At 64.2% G+C, this 16,120-nt stretch carries 13 protein-coding genes; 1 reads left to right on the plus strand and 12 read right to left on the minus strand.

The genetic code is table 11. The features are described 5' to 3' along the window. Window positions 1-430: 430 nt before the first annotated feature. The 12 genes from ASD73_RS23560 to ASD73_RS23285 form a co-directional block, all read right to left on the minus strand. Window positions 431-700 carry a DUF6961 family protein gene (locus ASD73_RS23560; protein ID WP_443027969.1) on the minus strand — a complete coding sequence of 90 codons (270 nt, stop codon included), beginning with the start codon at window positions 698-700 and terminating at the stop codon, window positions 431-433. Between the two features lie 79 nt (window positions 701-779). Continuing rightward, window positions 780-1,217: a VOC family protein gene (locus tag ASD73_RS14050; RefSeq protein ID WP_056373012.1), complete on the minus strand. Its 438-nt coding sequence runs from the start codon at window positions 1,215-1,217 to the stop codon at window positions 780-782. A 48-nt stretch (window positions 1,218-1,265) separates the two neighbouring features. Next, window positions 1,266-1,796, minus strand: a complete 531-nt coding sequence (locus ASD73_RS14055; RefSeq protein WP_056373013.1) for a hypothetical protein — start codon at window positions 1,794-1,796, stop codon at window positions 1,266-1,268. Window positions 1,797-2,076: 280 nt separating this feature from the next. After that, a complete protein-coding gene (locus ASD73_RS14060) occupies window positions 2,077-7,815 on the minus strand; it encodes an autotransporter outer membrane beta-barrel domain-containing protein (RefSeq protein WP_056373014.1) in 5,739 nt (1,912 codons plus the stop codon). Between the two features lie 202 nt (window positions 7,816-8,017). Continuing rightward, window positions 8,018-9,013 (minus strand): helix-turn-helix domain-containing protein, encoded by a 996-nt coding sequence (locus tag ASD73_RS14065; protein WP_082521546.1) that lies wholly within the window; start codon window positions 9,011-9,013, stop codon window positions 8,018-8,020. 181 nt (window positions 9,014-9,194) lie between these two features. After that, a complete protein-coding gene (locus tag ASD73_RS14070; protein ID WP_056373016.1) occupies window positions 9,195-10,577 on the minus strand; it encodes an MFS transporter in 1,383 nt (460 codons plus the stop codon). 9 nt (window positions 10,578-10,586) lie between these two features. Then, window positions 10,587-11,069 carry a VOC family protein gene (locus ASD73_RS14075; protein WP_056373017.1) on the minus strand — a complete coding sequence of 161 codons (483 nt, stop codon included), beginning with the start codon at window positions 11,067-11,069 and terminating at the stop codon, window positions 10,587-10,589. An 11-nt stretch (window positions 11,070-11,080) separates the two neighbouring features. Then, window positions 11,081-12,115 carry a zinc-dependent alcohol dehydrogenase gene (locus tag ASD73_RS14080; RefSeq protein WP_056373018.1) on the minus strand — a complete coding sequence of 345 codons (1,035 nt, stop codon included), beginning with the start codon at window positions 12,113-12,115 and terminating at the stop codon, window positions 11,081-11,083. Continuing rightward, entirely contained in the window at window positions 12,112-12,963 is an 852-nt protein-coding gene (locus ASD73_RS14085) for a fumarylacetoacetate hydrolase family protein (RefSeq protein WP_056373019.1), read from the minus strand. Before ASD73_RS14085 ends, ASD73_RS14080 begins: the two co-directional genes overlap by 4 nt. 55 nt (window positions 12,964-13,018) lie before the next feature. Continuing rightward, window positions 13,019-13,741 carry an SDR family NAD(P)-dependent oxidoreductase gene (locus ASD73_RS14090; protein ID WP_200961044.1) on the minus strand — a complete coding sequence of 241 codons (723 nt, stop codon included), beginning with the start codon at window positions 13,739-13,741 and terminating at the stop codon, window positions 13,019-13,021. A 35-nt stretch (window positions 13,742-13,776) separates the two neighbouring features. Beyond that, a complete protein-coding gene (locus ASD73_RS14095) occupies window positions 13,777-14,784 on the minus strand; it encodes an MDR family NADP-dependent oxidoreductase (protein WP_056373021.1) in 1,008 nt (335 codons plus the stop codon). Beyond that, complete coding sequence (locus ASD73_RS23285; RefSeq protein ID WP_056373022.1) at window positions 14,778-15,551, minus strand: SDR family NAD(P)-dependent oxidoreductase; 774 nt, start codon at window positions 15,549-15,551, stop codon at window positions 14,778-14,780. The genes ASD73_RS14095 and ASD73_RS23285 overlap by 7 nt, the downstream gene beginning before the upstream one ends. A gap of 45 nt (window positions 15,552-15,596) precedes the next feature. Here ASD73_RS23285 and ASD73_RS14105 point away from each other — a divergent pair, with 45 nt between their 5' ends. Continuing rightward, window positions 15,597-16,025 carry a lipocalin-like domain-containing protein gene (locus tag ASD73_RS14105; RefSeq protein WP_056373023.1) on the plus strand — a complete coding sequence of 143 codons (429 nt, stop codon included), beginning with the start codon at window positions 15,597-15,599 and terminating at the stop codon, window positions 16,023-16,025. The last annotated feature ends 95 nt before the right edge of the window (window positions 16,026-16,120 follow it).

Consider the following 16,120-nt stretch of genomic DNA (forward strand, 5'->3'; position numbering starts at 1 on the left):
GCACCACTCAACGGGCCTGGGTCAGACGAACGAATGCGGGTTGGCCGAACGTGACCGGCCGAATGCGGTCGAGCCATCGTCTTCGTCATGTGCAACCCTTTTTTAGCAGGATCGGGACAACCCGCCCGCTCGGTGATCATTTTTTGGTCCGGCGACGCCCGCACGCTAGTGAAGCTAAATGACAGTAAAAGGTAACATAAGGTAAATTGCAGCTCATCGTTGCGGTGAACTAGCCACAAAATTTCAATAACTTACATTGGTGTCAGCCGGAATGGGCGGCAGTATCGAACTCGCGGCGCCAGTACCACGGAGGCGGCAACGACAGCCCGAACTGGCCGATTACAGCCACTCCTCCCTAGAGATCGAAATACGGAAAGCGGACATCGCTCTTCCACACGCCGCAAGTGGCGAATATGTCCCGGCGCTGCGGTCAGAATTGCGTCTGCGCGTTCCTTATCGCGGCCGGACCCGAAGGTGGGACTGCCGGCGGGGCGGCCGACGTACCTCCGCCAAAATAACGGATTGCATGGAGATCGTTCAAGCATTCGGCAACTTGCGACCAGAATTCGGCTTCCCGATGCTCTCCGGACGCGCGAAGTGCCTGAATCCTATCCGTAATGACTGCAGGCCCGCGATCGCGATATCGTGTTTCGAGGGCGAGCACCTGACCCCAAAGGTCATGGTCGGCATTGCTTCCCATCGCTGCGACTCCGATGTGTTTGCCCGATCCTAGCACATGCGCGTTTGCGCATAAAATAGCAGATGGGGCCCGGCAACTCTCAGCCAAGTTCCTGGGCAAGCCCGATGAGAAGCCCTCCGGGTCCACGAATGTAGCAGAGCCGGTATACGTCCTGATAATCGACCACCTCGCCGACGAGCTCGGCACCCCGCGCGCGGACCCGTTCCAGGGTGTCATCGAGGTCGTCTACGGCGAACATGGTGCGGAGATAGCCGAGGGCGTTGACCGGGGCGCCTCGGTGGTCCGCGACGACGGACGGCCTCAGGAAGCGGGAGAGCTCGAGCCTGCTATGGCCGTCGGGGGTGCGCATCATCGCAACTTCGACATGCTGGTCGCCGAGACCCGTGACACGGCCCGCCCATTCACCTTCGATAGTCGCCCGCCCTTCGAGCTCGAGGCCCAGTTCGAGAAAGAAATCGACCGTAGCGTCGAGATCCTCGACGACGATTCCCATATTATCCATCCGCTTGATCGCCATGATTTCGGTCTCCTCGGCGTCCCACGCTATTTCAGCGAGCCCCTATCCCTAACCGCCCTTCTTCTGCGCCCGCGCCGCCCTGACACCCGCGAGGAACTGTTTTTCTTCGACCTTCATCGCAAGCCCTTTCGACGAGAGGAAAAATGCGGCGCGCGGCATGGTAATATTCCCCTCGCTGGTCGTCAGCACCGCGCCCTGAGGTGCCATTGCCGTGACCTTTCCGAGAACCGTGGCACCGTCGGCGCTGCGCACCTCGGCACCCGGCTTCAATGCACCGTCGATCGCCGCCGCATCGGCCTCGGCCTGCCTCAGGACGGCGACAATCTTCGCCTTCGGGGCTTTCAGCGCCGGGCCCTTCCCGCTCTTCACAAAAGCATTCTTCGGGACCACCAGCCCATTGCCGTCGATCGACACCGCAACCCTGTCTCCGGATATCTTGGCAATCTGGCCGACTTCTTCGCCGTTCTGATCATAGACCTTGGCTCCAACAACAAGCGAAGTGGCAGGCGCTGCCTCTTGCGCCTGCGCGGCGGGGCCAGTGAGCGGTATTGCGCCAGCAAGGCACAGCGCGGCGATCAAGGCGAATGGTCTGGGCATGAAAACTCCTAGCGAACCAGAATGCTTGCCCGTGCCGCGCTGCACGGCAGCACGCCAAATGCGATGTTGACCGGCCGTGCAACGGACGCGGCGAGGTGATATCCATCAGTCGAAAACGTCGACTGCCGGGACGAGAGGCGGGTTGCGCCAGTTGCTACAAGAAGGGTGCCTTCGGTCGCAAATGGCCGCTAGCTGACCGTCGGCCTTCCGACAAAAATCGAGGAAAGCAGACTTCCGATCCACCACGCCTCCCTGGCTGACCTCAGAAGCGCCAACTAAACGATGCACGCCCTCCGTGATCGGTAGTGCGATCGCCATAGTTGCCAATGTAGCCAATACTCAGGCCAATATTGCGTCCAAGATCGGTTTCGAGCCCGACATCAACAAAGATGCTGTTTCGGTCGATCCCAGTGCCGACGATCCTGAACGCCTGCCCGGTGGAGAAACCCAGATCAACAGTCGGCACGCGATTTCCGAAGGCGTGGCGCAACGCGGCCGATCCGGCAAAGCGAAGGGCAAAATCACCCGCCGCGAGATTTGCCCGCGTGCGTATTCCCAGCGAGCCGTAGGTCATCCGCTCCTTGCCATTGCCCCCCTGGAGCGCGGCGCTGCCGCCCTGCTCATCGACCTCGGCATCGAACAACGTGACATGTGCCAACCCCGCGAAGGGTTGAAGCATCATGCCGCCAACCTCGCCCTTGAGTGCGACTTCGCCAAACGCCTGAAGGGTTCGCGCGGCATAGTCGCTGGAGAGCGCCTGATCGAGGGTGCCGAAGGTCACCCGCCGCGACGCGTGGACATCGTTCCAGGCATAGGCACCGCCGACCTGGAATGAGGCCATGCCGTAGCTGCCGAGAATATAGCCGCCGGTATGGAAGGTGTCGATGTCATGCTCGGCGCGCGCGGTCCTGAGGGTGGTGGAATCATAGCCAAACGCCGCGCCGACCCGGATATTCGGCCCCAGCGACCCGTCGAACCCAGTGAGCAGGCCTTTCAGATCACGATCATAACCAACGGCATTTGCGTCACCGTCTCTGTTGCCCCAGCTTCCGAGCGCGCGGCCCCAGAGCGCCATCCCCGTGCTGCCGGCTGTCTCGCCGCGCGCCAGTATCGCGTCGCGCACGAAGCGACTGTCCTCGATCAATTGTCCGCGCACGCTGGCAAAATCCGAACCCGCGAGCTGGTCGAAAGCGCTGCGCGCCTCCGGCGCAGTGAGCGCAACCACGGCGTCATAGATGTCATTGCCCATATCCAGCGCCTGGACCGCCGGGGCGACCGCATGTTGATTGACCGTTTGGGCCACCGAGCCGAAATCCACCGTGTTGCGGCGAAGGTTCAGCGTTACGGCGTTGGCTGCATAGCTGAGCGTCGGAGTCAGAAATGAAAGGTTCGAGGTCACGGCGCCGAAAGTGCCGGTGACGCCGCCCGCCGCGGTCAGGATCGTGTAGCTGGTGTTGGCGGCATAGTTGCCGTCCGCCGCCAGCACGGCGACGCCGACATTGGTGTCGATCGTGACGGTGCCGACGACGACGATCCTGTCGCTCGTGCCTGCCGCGTCTGCCTCGACCTCGTAGATGCTTCCCGAGGCGAAGGCGAGGTTGCCGGCAAGGTTGAGCCGACCGATCGAGTTACCCGGTGCGATCGTCCCGGCAATGTTGGCCGACCCGGCGGTGCCCGTGCCTTGAACGCGGCCGCCCGCTGCGACGTTTAACGTGCCACCCAGCGTGCCGTTCACGGCCAGCATCTGACCCTGACCCACGTTGGTGGTGCCCTGAAAAGCCGACCCATCTCCGTCGAAGCGAATTGCGCCGCCACCCTGCACGATCATGGTGCCGCTGCCGGTGATCGAACCGGAATAATCCCCCTCGCCCGCCTGGTCGAAGACGAAGTTCGCGCCCAGCGCCAGATCAACATTGCCGGTGAACAGCGTGGAGGTCGATATCAGGCTGCCAGCCCTGACTTGCCAATCGGTCGCGTTGGCACCGGTAAGCGTCAGACCACCAATTCCCGCCTTGATCGTGGTCCCCGTGCCGGTGACGATTCCCGCGTAGGTGCCGCTGCTCGCCAGATCGAAGACGAGTGTGCCGCTGTTGGCGATGTTGCCGCGCAACGCGTCGGTGTCACCGACCAGCGTGCCAGCCTCGACGACGGTACCGCCTGTGTAGTCGTTGGCTCCACTAAGGACGAGCGTGCCGAGGTCGGATTTGACCAAGGTCGCCGATCCGGTCAGCGACGCGCCGATGTTGGCGGTGAACGCCGCGCCCGCTGCGGTACCGTCGCCCACGCGCACCACTGCGCGGTCACCCGCGAGCGCGAGGGCGCCACCACCGACGGTATAGCCGTCAACCGCGAACTGCATGCCGGTCGCCGAGACCTGTCCCGCTCGATTGTCGATCGCGACCGTGCCGCCAAAGCCCTGGAACACGGCAAAGCCTGGCTGCGGCGTCATGGCGCTGTTCACGCCGCCGTTCGCCGTGGTCCACGCCGTGCCGCCGGCGGTCCAGCTTCCGCTGCCGCCGTCGACTGCGCCATTGTTGTGAAGCCCGGCATCACCGCCGTCCCAGAAGACCAGCTCGGCGCCGCTGGTATCGACCAGATTGACCAGGCCCCCACCGGTCTGGATCGACAGGCTGTCTCGTGAGGCGCCGGTGACCGTTCCGAGGTCGAGACCCTTGTCGGTAAGCGTGCCGCCGTAATCGAACAGGCGATAGACGCCCGCACCGAACGCCGGGGTCGCGTTGACGTTGAGTGTGCCGTCGAGCGTGAGGTCCCCGGCAACATCGAACAGCGCGACGCTCGACGATGCGCCCAGCGTCACGTCGACCTGCGATCCCGAACCCAGCACCAGCGAGCCTAGCGAAAGGGTGCTGCCCTGCACGCCAATCAGCCGCGCACCGTCCGCGACGGTCATAGCGGCATCGATCGTGCCTCTGCCCTGGAAACTGCCGGCCGCAATCGTCACGGCACCGCCACCGCCGATTGTACCGTCGAAGGTCGAGCTGCCCCCCGAGCTGCCGACCGACAGCGTGCCGCCGCCGAGCGCAATGCTGCCCGCGCCTTCGAGCGTGCCAATTGCCAGATTGAAGCCGGCGAGATCGAGGCTGGCCTCAGCTGTCTGTGTCAAGCGCGTAACCCCGGATAGTGCACCCGTGAGCGCGACCGTGCCGCTGTTATTTGCCAACGCGCCGTTGAGAGCGCCGGACAGGCTGGCGGTGCCGCGGTTGACGAGCCCGCCATTCAGCGTGCCGGTCGAGGCCAATGTGCCGGCGTTCGTCACCAGTCCGCTCACTATCCCCGCATTGACGAAGCCGGCATCGTTCCGCACCGCACCCGCAATCGAGCCGCCGGTTGCCAGCGACAGATTGCCCGCGCTGACGGTGGTGAGGCCAGCATAGCCGTTGACGCCGCCCAACGTCAGCGTGCCCGTGCCGGTCTTGGTGAGCCCGGCGCTGCCGGTGATCAAAGAGTCGATTCTCGCCGTCGCCGCATTCACCTCGACGATCGAGAAGCCGCCGGTGGTGGCCAGCGAGCCCCCCTGCAACGCGTATCCGGCAGTATCGAAGCGCAAATGCTGGAAACTCTGCATACCGTCGACCGCCACTGCGCCGCCGGCACTGCCCGCGAACACGCCGACCTGCCCGGCCCAGCCATCGTTGACGCCGAAACCGCTGGCCGCGGTCCAGTTGGTGCTGCCCGTGCCCCACACACCCGCACCGCCGTCGCCGGTCGCGGCGTCCGACCCGCCGGTCGCATCGCTGCCGTCCCAATATTGCACCCGCTGCGCACCGTCATTGAACAGGATATTGACCTGCCCGGCGATGCCGGTCTGCAGCGAGCCGGTGAAGTCTGTCGGCGTCGTGCCGAGCTCCACGCCGTTGTCCGTGAGGGTGCCAGCATAGTCGATCAGCCGATAATAGCCGGCTCCGAAGCCGGCTAACGCGGTCACATTCAGCGTGCCGTCGAGCGTGAGGTCGCCGCCAACGACGACCAGATCGTTGATCCCGCCGCCGACGACGCCGCTCTGGGCAAGTTCGTAATTCAGGATCGACCCGCCGCTGAGCGCGAAATTGCCGGCAAGGGTCAGCGTACCCGCGCTGGCGCCGGGTCGCACGATGCCGCCATCGGCCACGCTGACATTGCCCAAGAAGGTGCCGTTGCCGCCCAGCTCCGCGCCATTGCCGACATGAAGGTTCGCGGCGTTGTTCGCGGCGTCGCCGAATACACCGTTCAGCACCAGCGCCCCGCCCCGGACCTCGACATCGCCGGTGAAATTCTGACCGACGTCGCTGACGCCAGTGAGCGTCATCGCGCCCGAGCCAAGCTTCGTCACCAAGCCGTTGCCTACGATTATGCCGCCATATGAGCCGTCGAAGGCTTGATCGAAGACGACACCGCGCGCACCGGCCCCGCCGGAGAATATCAGACTCCCTGCAATACTGTTGGTGTCGCCCTTCAGCGATCCGCCGGTGATCGACCAATTCTGATTGCCGGCCCCCGTCAGCGTCCATGTGCCTGAACCGGTCTTCTCGAAAACATCGAACCCGCGATACTGCTGCGTCCCGCCGATCGACGACACGTCGAAAACGGCATCAATCGACCCGCCGAGTACGAGCGCGTTGTTGGAACCTCCCGAGACCAGGGCGTCGCCGTTGATCGTCGAGCCGCTGCGCAATTCGAGGCGATTGTCGTTTCCGAACAGTGCAATCGCCGCTGAGCGCACGGCGTTTCGGCTATTCAAGCCGCCGGTGACCGTCCCTGAATTGACGATGGAGATATTGCCCGTCGCCGCGCCGCGAATGCCGACGCCGCCAGCGCCAACCACGTTGTCCCCGAAGGGCGTCGCGCCGGCAGCGCCGCCTTCGATCGTGCCTTCATTGGTCAGGGTCGCCGCCTGCCCGTCCAGAAACAGCACAGCCGCGCCGCCGTCGCCGGCCCGCATGAAGGCGCCCGCATTCCGCAATGTCCCGCCCGCACCGCCGAGGATGGTGCCCGCCGCGCTGTTGTCGACGCTGCCGCCCCACGCGGCGATTCCGATGCCCCCCCGGCCGCCCAGCGAGGTTCCATTGCCTCCGGCGCCGCCGGCAATCAGGGACTGATTGCCGATCGTGCCGAGATTGCTGAGGACACCGGCCCCGGCATCGCCGCCAACGCTCGCCGTGAGGAGACCGCCGCCGCCGTCGCCGCCCCGAATGGTGCCGGCCTGATTGGCCAGCGCCCCGCCTGCGTAAAGGAACAGTCCGGCCCCGCCGCCGCCGCCGTCGGACCCTTGGTTGCCGCCGGCTCCGCCGGCGATCGCGGAGCCACCGGAAATCGTCACCGCGCCGCCATCGAGCAACACCAGTCCCGCACCGCCGCCGCCGCCGGCGCCGAGAATGCCGCCGCCAGTGTTGCTGATGCCGCCGGTTCCGCCGGTCACCGCATAGCCGCCCGTCGTCAGATTGACCGCTGATCCGGTCAGGACGAGGCCGCCGCTGCCACCGCCGCCGCCGCCGCTGCCGCCTCCACCGCCCACACCGTTGCCGCCGGTCGATCCCAGATAATCGTTACCCAGCAAAAAGGAGCCGGTCGTAGCATCGACATTGCCCCCGCCGCCGCCCGTGCCGCCGGCACCCGCCCTGGTGAAAGGACCGCTGGTGCGCTCGCCGCCACCACCGCCACCGCCGCCGCCCGCGGCGATGTCGTTCGGGACTCCAGCCTGACCGCCAGCTGCGCCGTTCGCGGGATGGGTCCCCCTGCCGCCGTTTTGTGCCGACCCGTCCGGTGTGCTTGCGCCAGAGCCGCCGACGCCGCCGCTGCCCGTCCCGTCACCGCCGCTGCCTCCGCGGCCGCCGCCGCCGCCCGCAATGCCGCCGGTGGGGCCGCCGCCTCCCTGCATGAGCTGCTGCGCCTGCGCGAGGGGGCCGGCGATCATTCCTAGCGCGATCGCCAAGGCGGCGATCGACGTCGAAGCGCGCACTGCCCGCGCATAATTCCGCTCAAGGCGTTGATGTTGATCGCGCATATGGATTCCCCTTGCCGGCATTTTGCTGCGTCAAGGTGCGCGGTTCATGGCAAGCGCCGCCGCGATGCCCGGAGACCGCCGTCTCGATCATCCAGATCGTTCGACCTCAGGGTGTTTCACCTTCGGCGGTCCGATAAGGCGAGAGCATATTATGCGGCTATGCGATTCCGGCATGGAACAACTGCGATCGGGCCAAGCCGTGTCAGCTGCTGCGTCGCAACGTCTCCGACGGACGCTCGCCGAAGCGCAGACGATAAGCGCCGGCAAAGCGGCCAAGTTCCCAGAAACCATATTGCATCGCGACCGAGGTCACTTGCGTTGTCGAAGGATCGGAGCTCAGCAGCGTCAGCCGCACGAGATCGAGCCGGCGCCCGCGCGCGTAGCTGACAGCGCTCTGCCCCAGAAATTCCTGACAGGCGAGGTTCAGCGTCCGCTCGGCGACCCCCATTGCGGTGCAGATCGCGGTCAGCGACAACATGTCCTCCGGCTGCTCATGCAATAATTGCTCGAAACGTGCAACGATGCGGCGATGCCGTTCGGGCGCACCGCGGTCGGGGCGAAGCTCGCCGCGCGAAAGACCCAGCAGCAACGCGTCGATGACGGTTCCCGCCAACGCCCGCGCCGGCTCGGTCGCCTCGATGATCCACGGCTTGTCGCGCGCGATCCGCGCGGCATCATTCATTAACGCCACCAGTCGCGCCATCGCGTCCTCCGGAACTTGAAACATCCGGTCATTCTGTAGCGGCCGCACCAGATCGAAGCCCGCGAGCGCCGGAGCGTGGGTGGCGAGCACGTCTGCCGGTATGACGAGAATTCCGAATGCCCACGCCATTCCCCGCGGAGACGTCGTGACGGTCTCGGCCTGTGGCCGAAAATGGATGAGGTGGTTTCCGCTGAGCATTCGGCCCGACACTCGCCGGACAAGCCCGGGTTCGGTAGGGAACATGAAGGTGTGGGCGTTGCTCAGTTCGGCGCGCTGCGGCTGGCCTTGCGCGAATTTCCCGACCCCAACGTCCACTTCCCCGAGCATCGCGCGTGCGAACATGGCACGAAAATCATTGGCCGCCCCCTTTACAGGGCGAGGGCCCGAAGCACCTCGATCCAGCCCGCCCAGAGCGCTGGCCATGGCGTCGGGATCGGAGAAAACGCCGAAAGAGGATCGTCGTAAACGATGATCTGGCTGCGGGTGCAGGGACATCAGAAAGAAATTCCAGTCGCTTATAAACCTCGCCTGATATCATGAAGCCTGAATGTGGGTAGTCGTCTTTCCGTGCGAATTTGCCGATCTTACCAGAAGAGTGATCTAATGGCTGATGTCAGCCGCTGGCCCATAACAGCGGACTGGCAGCTTTGCGGTACTAAGCGGGAAAAGCAGATGATCAGATCGTTTGCGGTTCCCGAACCGCAAACATTCCTGCCCAGCCGGCCACCAATAGAGCGACGAGGGCTGCAAACCCCGCCTGCTGGCTTCCCAACAGGCTTGTGGCAATCCCGATGAAGGCCGATCCCAGCCAGATCGTAACGGTGCCAGAAAGTGCATAAAGACCAAACCAGCTGCCTATGGTGCCCGGCGTAGCCAAAGACGTCAGCATTGAACGGCTCGAAGCGTAACAGCCGCAGATACCGACCGCGTTGATGCAGGCGAAAAAAATAAATGCGAGCTCGGGCAACTGCGTGAACATCGGGCCGTCCCAGACCGGAGACCCGGAATAATGGGAATAGAAAAGCCGATCTGGCGAGATCCCGATCAGCGCCATCTGGCCGATAATGACGACGGCGAGTTCGATTTGGATCGCGCGGCGCGGTCCGAAACGCCGATCAAGCCGCGCACCAACGAGCCCCCCGATTGCGAGAAAGCAACTGACGATGATTGCGAGCGCAGTCAGCTCGATCGCGCTCCAGCGCATCACGCCGGCAGCATATATGCCGGTGAAGAGCAGGATAGCGGTTAGCCCGTCGGTGTAGATCATACGCGAGACAAGAAAAGTCGCCATCGGCCGGTTCGACGACAGGCTCTTCAATGTGAGTTTCAGCTGTGCAAGACTGTCACTGATCCCACCGCCCGCGCCGCGCGGCGCATCGCGACCACGAAGAAACAGGGGAAGCGAGCCCAATGCGAACACGACCGCGACCAACGGCCCCACGATCCGATCGGTTTCGTGCGCCGTAGCCGACAGGCCGAAGAGCGGCGCAGCGGGAAGCCAAGGGGCCGACATCTTGGCCGGAAGCGCAAAAGCCCAGAGAACGAAAGCCAGGAGCGCCACCGAAATCGCGCTCCCGAGAGCAAGGCCCAGCCCCGACGTCGCCGACGTCTGATCCTGCGGCGCGGCGAAGGGCAACAGCGAATTATGCAACACTTCGCTGTAGGCAAACAAGATACCTGCCATAAAAATGATCGCGCAGGTCACACCCAGCCCGAGACCGCTGGGCGTCGCCCACCAGAGGCTGGCGCAGCAAAGAATGATCGCAATCGTGATTGCCGCCAGCACGGGCATGCGCCGCCCCGCCCTGTCCATCGCGGCGCCTAGCAGCGGCGCGGTCAGCGCGGCGAAAAGCCCGTAAGCCATGGCAAGCTTCGCCACGAGCGCCTGCCCGCTGACCGGGTCTCCGACGAGCACGGTCGCGAGATATGGGATAAAGATATAAACCTTGATCAGGATGACATAGGGCGTCCGCACGCCCTCATAGAGCGCCCATGCGCGCGCACCGTCAGGCAGCCGCCCGGCGGCCTGATCGTCAATTGTCGGCGCATATCCTGCCATCGCCTGCGCTCAATGTGTCGGAGCGTCTTCGGCAATCAATCGCGCATTCTCGGCGATGATTTCCTCAGCGCTCATCATGAGATCGATCGGCTTACCGAAAGGCTGCGGCACGTCGATGCCGGTCTGCCAGTAGATTTCGTTCGGATTGCCTTCGGGGTCCGAGAAATAGACGCCGATGGCGTTACCATGGGTAATCACCATCCGGATCGGCGAGCCATAGTCGAGAATGGCGCGGTAGAGCGATTGCAACGAAGGCAGGTCGGCAACGCGCCAGCTGATCTGGTTGATCAGCTTGACGTCGCGCGGCGCTGTCCGTCCCTTCGCGAGGACGATCTCATGATGCTCGACCTCGGGCCGGGACGACAGAAAGGTCGCTCCCAGTTCGGGCGCCTCGTCGGTCACGGTCAGGCCGAGGACGCGCGCGTAGAAATCGCGCATGGTGTCGATATCCTCGACATGAAGGCCGGCATGGCCCAGTTCCGCAATACCCATCTGCTTTCTCCTCAGGCCCGCGTCATGTTCGGCGCGATCAGCACCTTCAGCTGTTCGCCCACTGGATCAAGCAGCGCGTCGAACATGGCGTCTGCTTCCTCGAGCGGAACGACCGCGGTCACGATATCCTCGGCGCGCACGCGTCCGGCGGCGAGATGGCCGATCGCCTCCTCCATCTCCTCCTGCGTGCAGCTCGCCGAGCCGACGATCTCGACTTCCTTTTGCACGACCGAATATTGCGAGATCAGCACCGGCGCCTTGGGCACCCCCTGCAGCACGAGCCGTCCATTGTAAGCGACAAGTTCGACCGCCAGCCCCGCAGCCTCTACGTGGCCCGTGCATTCGAAAATCGCCGTCGGCCGGCGCTCGCCAAGCGCAGCCGCGCCCTCCTCTTTCACGACGGCGAGGTCGACGGCGCGGTGGCCGGACTTTTCGACGAGCGCGCGGCGCGCCGGGTTGGGATCGACGAAAACGATGTCGAGGATGCCGCGGGCCTTCAAGGCCGCAGCCGTCATCGCGCCGATCGGCCCGGCACCCAATATGCAGATGGCATCGCCAGCCTTCGCGACCGACTTGTTCACGCCGTGAAAGGCTATCGCGAGCGGCTCGGCAATTCCGGCCTGATCGAAGCTCAGGCTGTCAGGGATGCGATGGAGCAGGTTCGGTCCGACAACGATATGCTCGGCGTAACCGCCCTGCGCAACGCCATGGCCGAGCGCGGCATCGAGGTGGTCGAGGCAAAGATAGTCGCGCCCGGTGGAACACATCTCGCACTGTCCGCACGGGCTTCCATGATATAGCGCGACCCGGTCACCCGCCGTCCAGCCGGAAACCGCCGCACCCACTTCGGCGACGGTGCCGACAATTTCATGCCCGAGCACGCTGCCCACGGCCCAGCGGGGATTGGAACTGGTCCTGGCAACGAGGTCGGTTCCGCAGATTCCGCAGCGTTCGACACGCACCTTGACCGTGTCGCGAGTGAGTTCGGGTTCGTCGATCTCGGCAACCTCAATCGTACGTTCGCGGGAAATGCGGGCGACCTTCATGCGGCTTGCTCCTCGGTGATGGGGTTGACGAGCGTGCCGATGCCCTCGACCCAAGTGGTCAGGATATCGCCAGGCTTCAGAAAGATTGGGGGTTTTCGCGTTGCGCCGACGCCTTCTGGCGTCCCGGTGAAGATCAGATCGCCGGGGTAAATCGGTACGAGATGCGAGATATATTCGACCAGTTCGCTGATTGAAAAGATGAAGTCGCTGGTTCGCGAACTCTGCATCGTGACGCCATTGACAGCGCAGCCGAGTTCGAGATCGTCAGGGTCTGCAAATTCGTCGGGTGTCACGATCAGCGGGCCGATGGGCCCGAATCCGGGCAGAGACTTCGCCATAGAAAATTGCGGCATGGGACCGAGACGCTGGATGCTCCGTTCGGAAATGTCCTGTCCCACCGCGAGCCCGGCGACATGATCCCAAGCCGCCGTGGACGGCACATTCTGCGCCTTCCGGCCCATAACCACGACAAGCTCCACTTCCCAATCGACGCGTTCGTGACGGATCGAGACCGCATCGTTCGGACCAGTCAGACAGCTCGGGAATTTGGTGAAGATGACGGGCTGCTCGGGCGGCGCGACCCCCGCTTCGGCGGCGTGCGCCCGGTAGTTCGCGCCGATCGCGAAAACCTGGCGTGGCCGCGGAACTGGAAGGTCGAAACGCGCTGGGTCCACATGGACCAGGCGATCCACCGGAAATTCGGCGGACCAGATGCGCAATTCGTCCCATATGTCATAGACCGCCTGCGGGTCCGGCGCGAACCGCCCATCGGATGCTTCTGCAATGTCGACACCCTGCCCGTCGGCCGTCACAAGCCAGGCGCGGCCGCCGATTGAACCGATCCGCATTTCACCTCTCCTATTTATGATACACTTTGTATCGTATCTATTTTTGGGCGTCAACTCACCAGGGCATTGTCATCCCACCGTTGGCGCGTAGAATCTGCCCGGTTACAAAGGCGCTCGCGTCGGACGCGAGGTAGAGGCACTGGTGCGCGATGTCTTCGGGGGTTCCCACCCTCCCGAGAGGCGCGCTCTTGCTCCAACGTTCGAGATAGGCCGCGCGATCTGCCACAGCTGGTCCCGCGGCTTCCATCGAGAGTCCAGTCGGCACGAAACCGGGCGCGACGGCATTCACACGAATGCCGTCGGCGCCCACCTCGTTGGCCAGAACCTTGGTGAGCATGGCGACTGCGGCTTTCGAAATCGAATAGCTCGCGTTGGTCGGGATCGCGAGATCGATTGCGGACGACACCATGTTGATGATGGCGCCGCGCCGCGCCGCGGTCATGGACGGCAGCACCGCCTGAATGCAATTGAGCGTGCCTTTGAAATTGATCGCAAAGATCGCCTCGAAGCGCGCGGGGTCCATGTCTTCGACGCGTTCGCCCGAGCTCGCCACGCCCGCAATATTCGCAAGGATATCGACACCGCCGGTGGCAAAGGATGCCAGCGCCTTCTGCACGGACATGCGATCGGCGACATCGACCGCAGCGAAGCAGCCCCCGATGGCCGAAGCGGTTTCGCCTGCGGCCCCGGCGTCCCGGTCGACGCAGAGTACATGGGCCCCAGCTTCGGCGAAAAGCGTCGCCGTCGCGCGGCCGAGACCGGCGCCAGCGCCGGTCACGATGGCACGTCGGCCGGAGAGGGATAAACGGTCGATCATAGAAGCTCCGGATTGGGGGCGAGCAACCGCTTGCCGCGATTAGTGCCGCTGAAGAGACCGGCGAGCGCGCCGGCAAAATTTTCGAGACCGGGCTCCACATCCACAACGCCGACGAGACGACCCTCATGATGCCAGCGCGCAAGGCGCCGGACTGCCTCGGTAAATTCGGCGGCGTAATCGTGCACGAGAAAGCCGTGCATCGACGCCCGGCGGACGACGAGGTTCAGATAGTTGGACGGCCCATGGCGCGTGTCGTTGTTATATTGTGAAATCCCGCCGCACACGGCGATCCGCGCACCTTTGGCAAGATTTTCGAGTGCCGCCTGGAGAAAAGCGCCTCCGACATTGTCGAATATGAGGTCGGCGCCTTCGGGCATCATCTGCTTGATCGACGCGGCAAGATCGCCGGAGCGGTAGTCGAGGACCGGCGCGCCGAAGCATTCCGCTGCCCACGCACATTTGTCGGTTCCGCCCGCAACGCCGACCGCTTCCGCTCCGGCAATGCGGGCGAGTTGCACCGCGGCCGATCCGACGGCCCCCGCTGCACCGCTGACAAGAACCCGGTCTCCTGCCTTGATGCCGCCCTGGGCGGTCAACCCGAACCAGGCGCTGAGCCCGCTGATGCCGAGGACGCCCAGATGGTGCGGCAAAGCTTCCGGCGATCCGGCGGGCAGCACCGCGACCTGCTCGCCGCCGCTCGCAGCATGGCTGGCGATGCCGAAGGGGCCCCGAACAAAAGCACCCAACGGAAAGCGATCGGCGCGGCTCGCCACGATCCTGCCGATTGCAATGGCCGGCATTGGCTCGCCGATCGCGACCGGCGCGCGGTACGTATCCTCGCCACTGATCCAGGTTCGCATCGCCGGATCGACCGACGCGTAGAGAATTTCTGCGATGAACCCATGGGGCGGACAATCGAGAATCCGGCCTTCGATCGAAAAATCCGCTGCCGTCGGCATCCCTTCCGGGCGGCGAGCCAGCGTAAGGACATGCGCGCTCACCATGGCATCGAAATTCCGCCGTTGGTACGCAGTGTCTGGCCGGTAACATATGAGGCCGCATCGCTGGCGAGATAGAGAATCTGCGCCGCGACATCGTTGACCGAGCAGAGCGCGCCGAGCGGCGACTTCGCGCGCCACCAGTCGAGATAGCGCTCGCGTCCTTCGGGATCGTTCGCATAGCGGACAAGGCTGAGTTCGCTCGGAATGAAGCTTGGCGCGACGGCGTTCACCCGGATGCCGTCACCCGCCACCTCGGCCGCCAATATCTTGGTGAGCGCCGAAATCGATGCCTTGGCGACTGCGTAGCTCGCGATCGTCGCCGGCGCGATATCGATTGCCTCGGAGCTCATATTGATGATCGCGCCGCCGCCTGCGGCGCGGAGATGCGGCACCGCGGCCTGACATCCGCTCAGGACACCGCCGAAGTGCGCCGCGAACATCGCGTCGAACGCCTCTTCGTCGAGATCGATAACACGCTGCGAACGACCGGCGATGCCGGCGAGATTACAAACAATCCGGAGGTTGCCGGGCGCCGCCGCGGCATCGATCGCCGCCCGCACCGCCCGGGCATCCGATACGTCGAGCGCGACCGCCGTGCCCCCGACGCGCTCCGCCACGGCGCGCGCGGCCTCTTCGCGGATATCCGCGCAATGGACATAGGCACCGGCATCCGCGAGTGCCCCGGCCACCGCCTCGCCGATCGCTCCGCCCGCGCCGGTCACAAAGGCTGTGCGGCCGTCGAGCCGCCAGACATCAAAAGGCCTCGTCATTCAGCAGGCTCCCGCTATATTGCAATACGAAACACGGAGTATCGTATGTTGAGAGATGATTTTATCGGAAGCTGGCAGCTGATCGATTATGTGACGCTGCTGGAAGACGGGACGCGCATCGAGCCACTCGGCGCTTCGCCCTACGGCATCGGCACCTACACCGATGCGGGATGGATGTCGGCGCATCTGATGCGCCATGACCGCCGCCCCCTCGGCAGTCCGCGACCGGCGCTCGACAGACTTCCATCGGATCTGCTCGCCGAAACCGCAGCAGGGTATATAGGCTATGCAGGGAAATTCACTGTCGACAGTGAATCGCGCCGCGTCATCCATCATGTCGAGGCCGCCTTCATTCCCGACTGGGTCGGCACCGACATGATTCGCGAATATCAATTCGCTGGCGGCATATTGGCGCTCCGTCCGCCTGCCGCTGGCGGCGCATCTTCGGTTTTGCGCTGGCGCCGCGCGTCCTGATCCCATGAACCCTCTCCCGTCGAAACCATCTTGACATTACGATACGTCTTGTATCGTATATAGGCATGGATCGGCGGAAGCGGTCAAGGGGAGAG

The organism is Sphingopyxis sp. Root154 (genome assembly GCF_001427105.1).
Classification (GTDB): domain Bacteria; phylum Pseudomonadota; class Alphaproteobacteria; order Sphingomonadales; family Sphingomonadaceae; genus Sphingopyxis.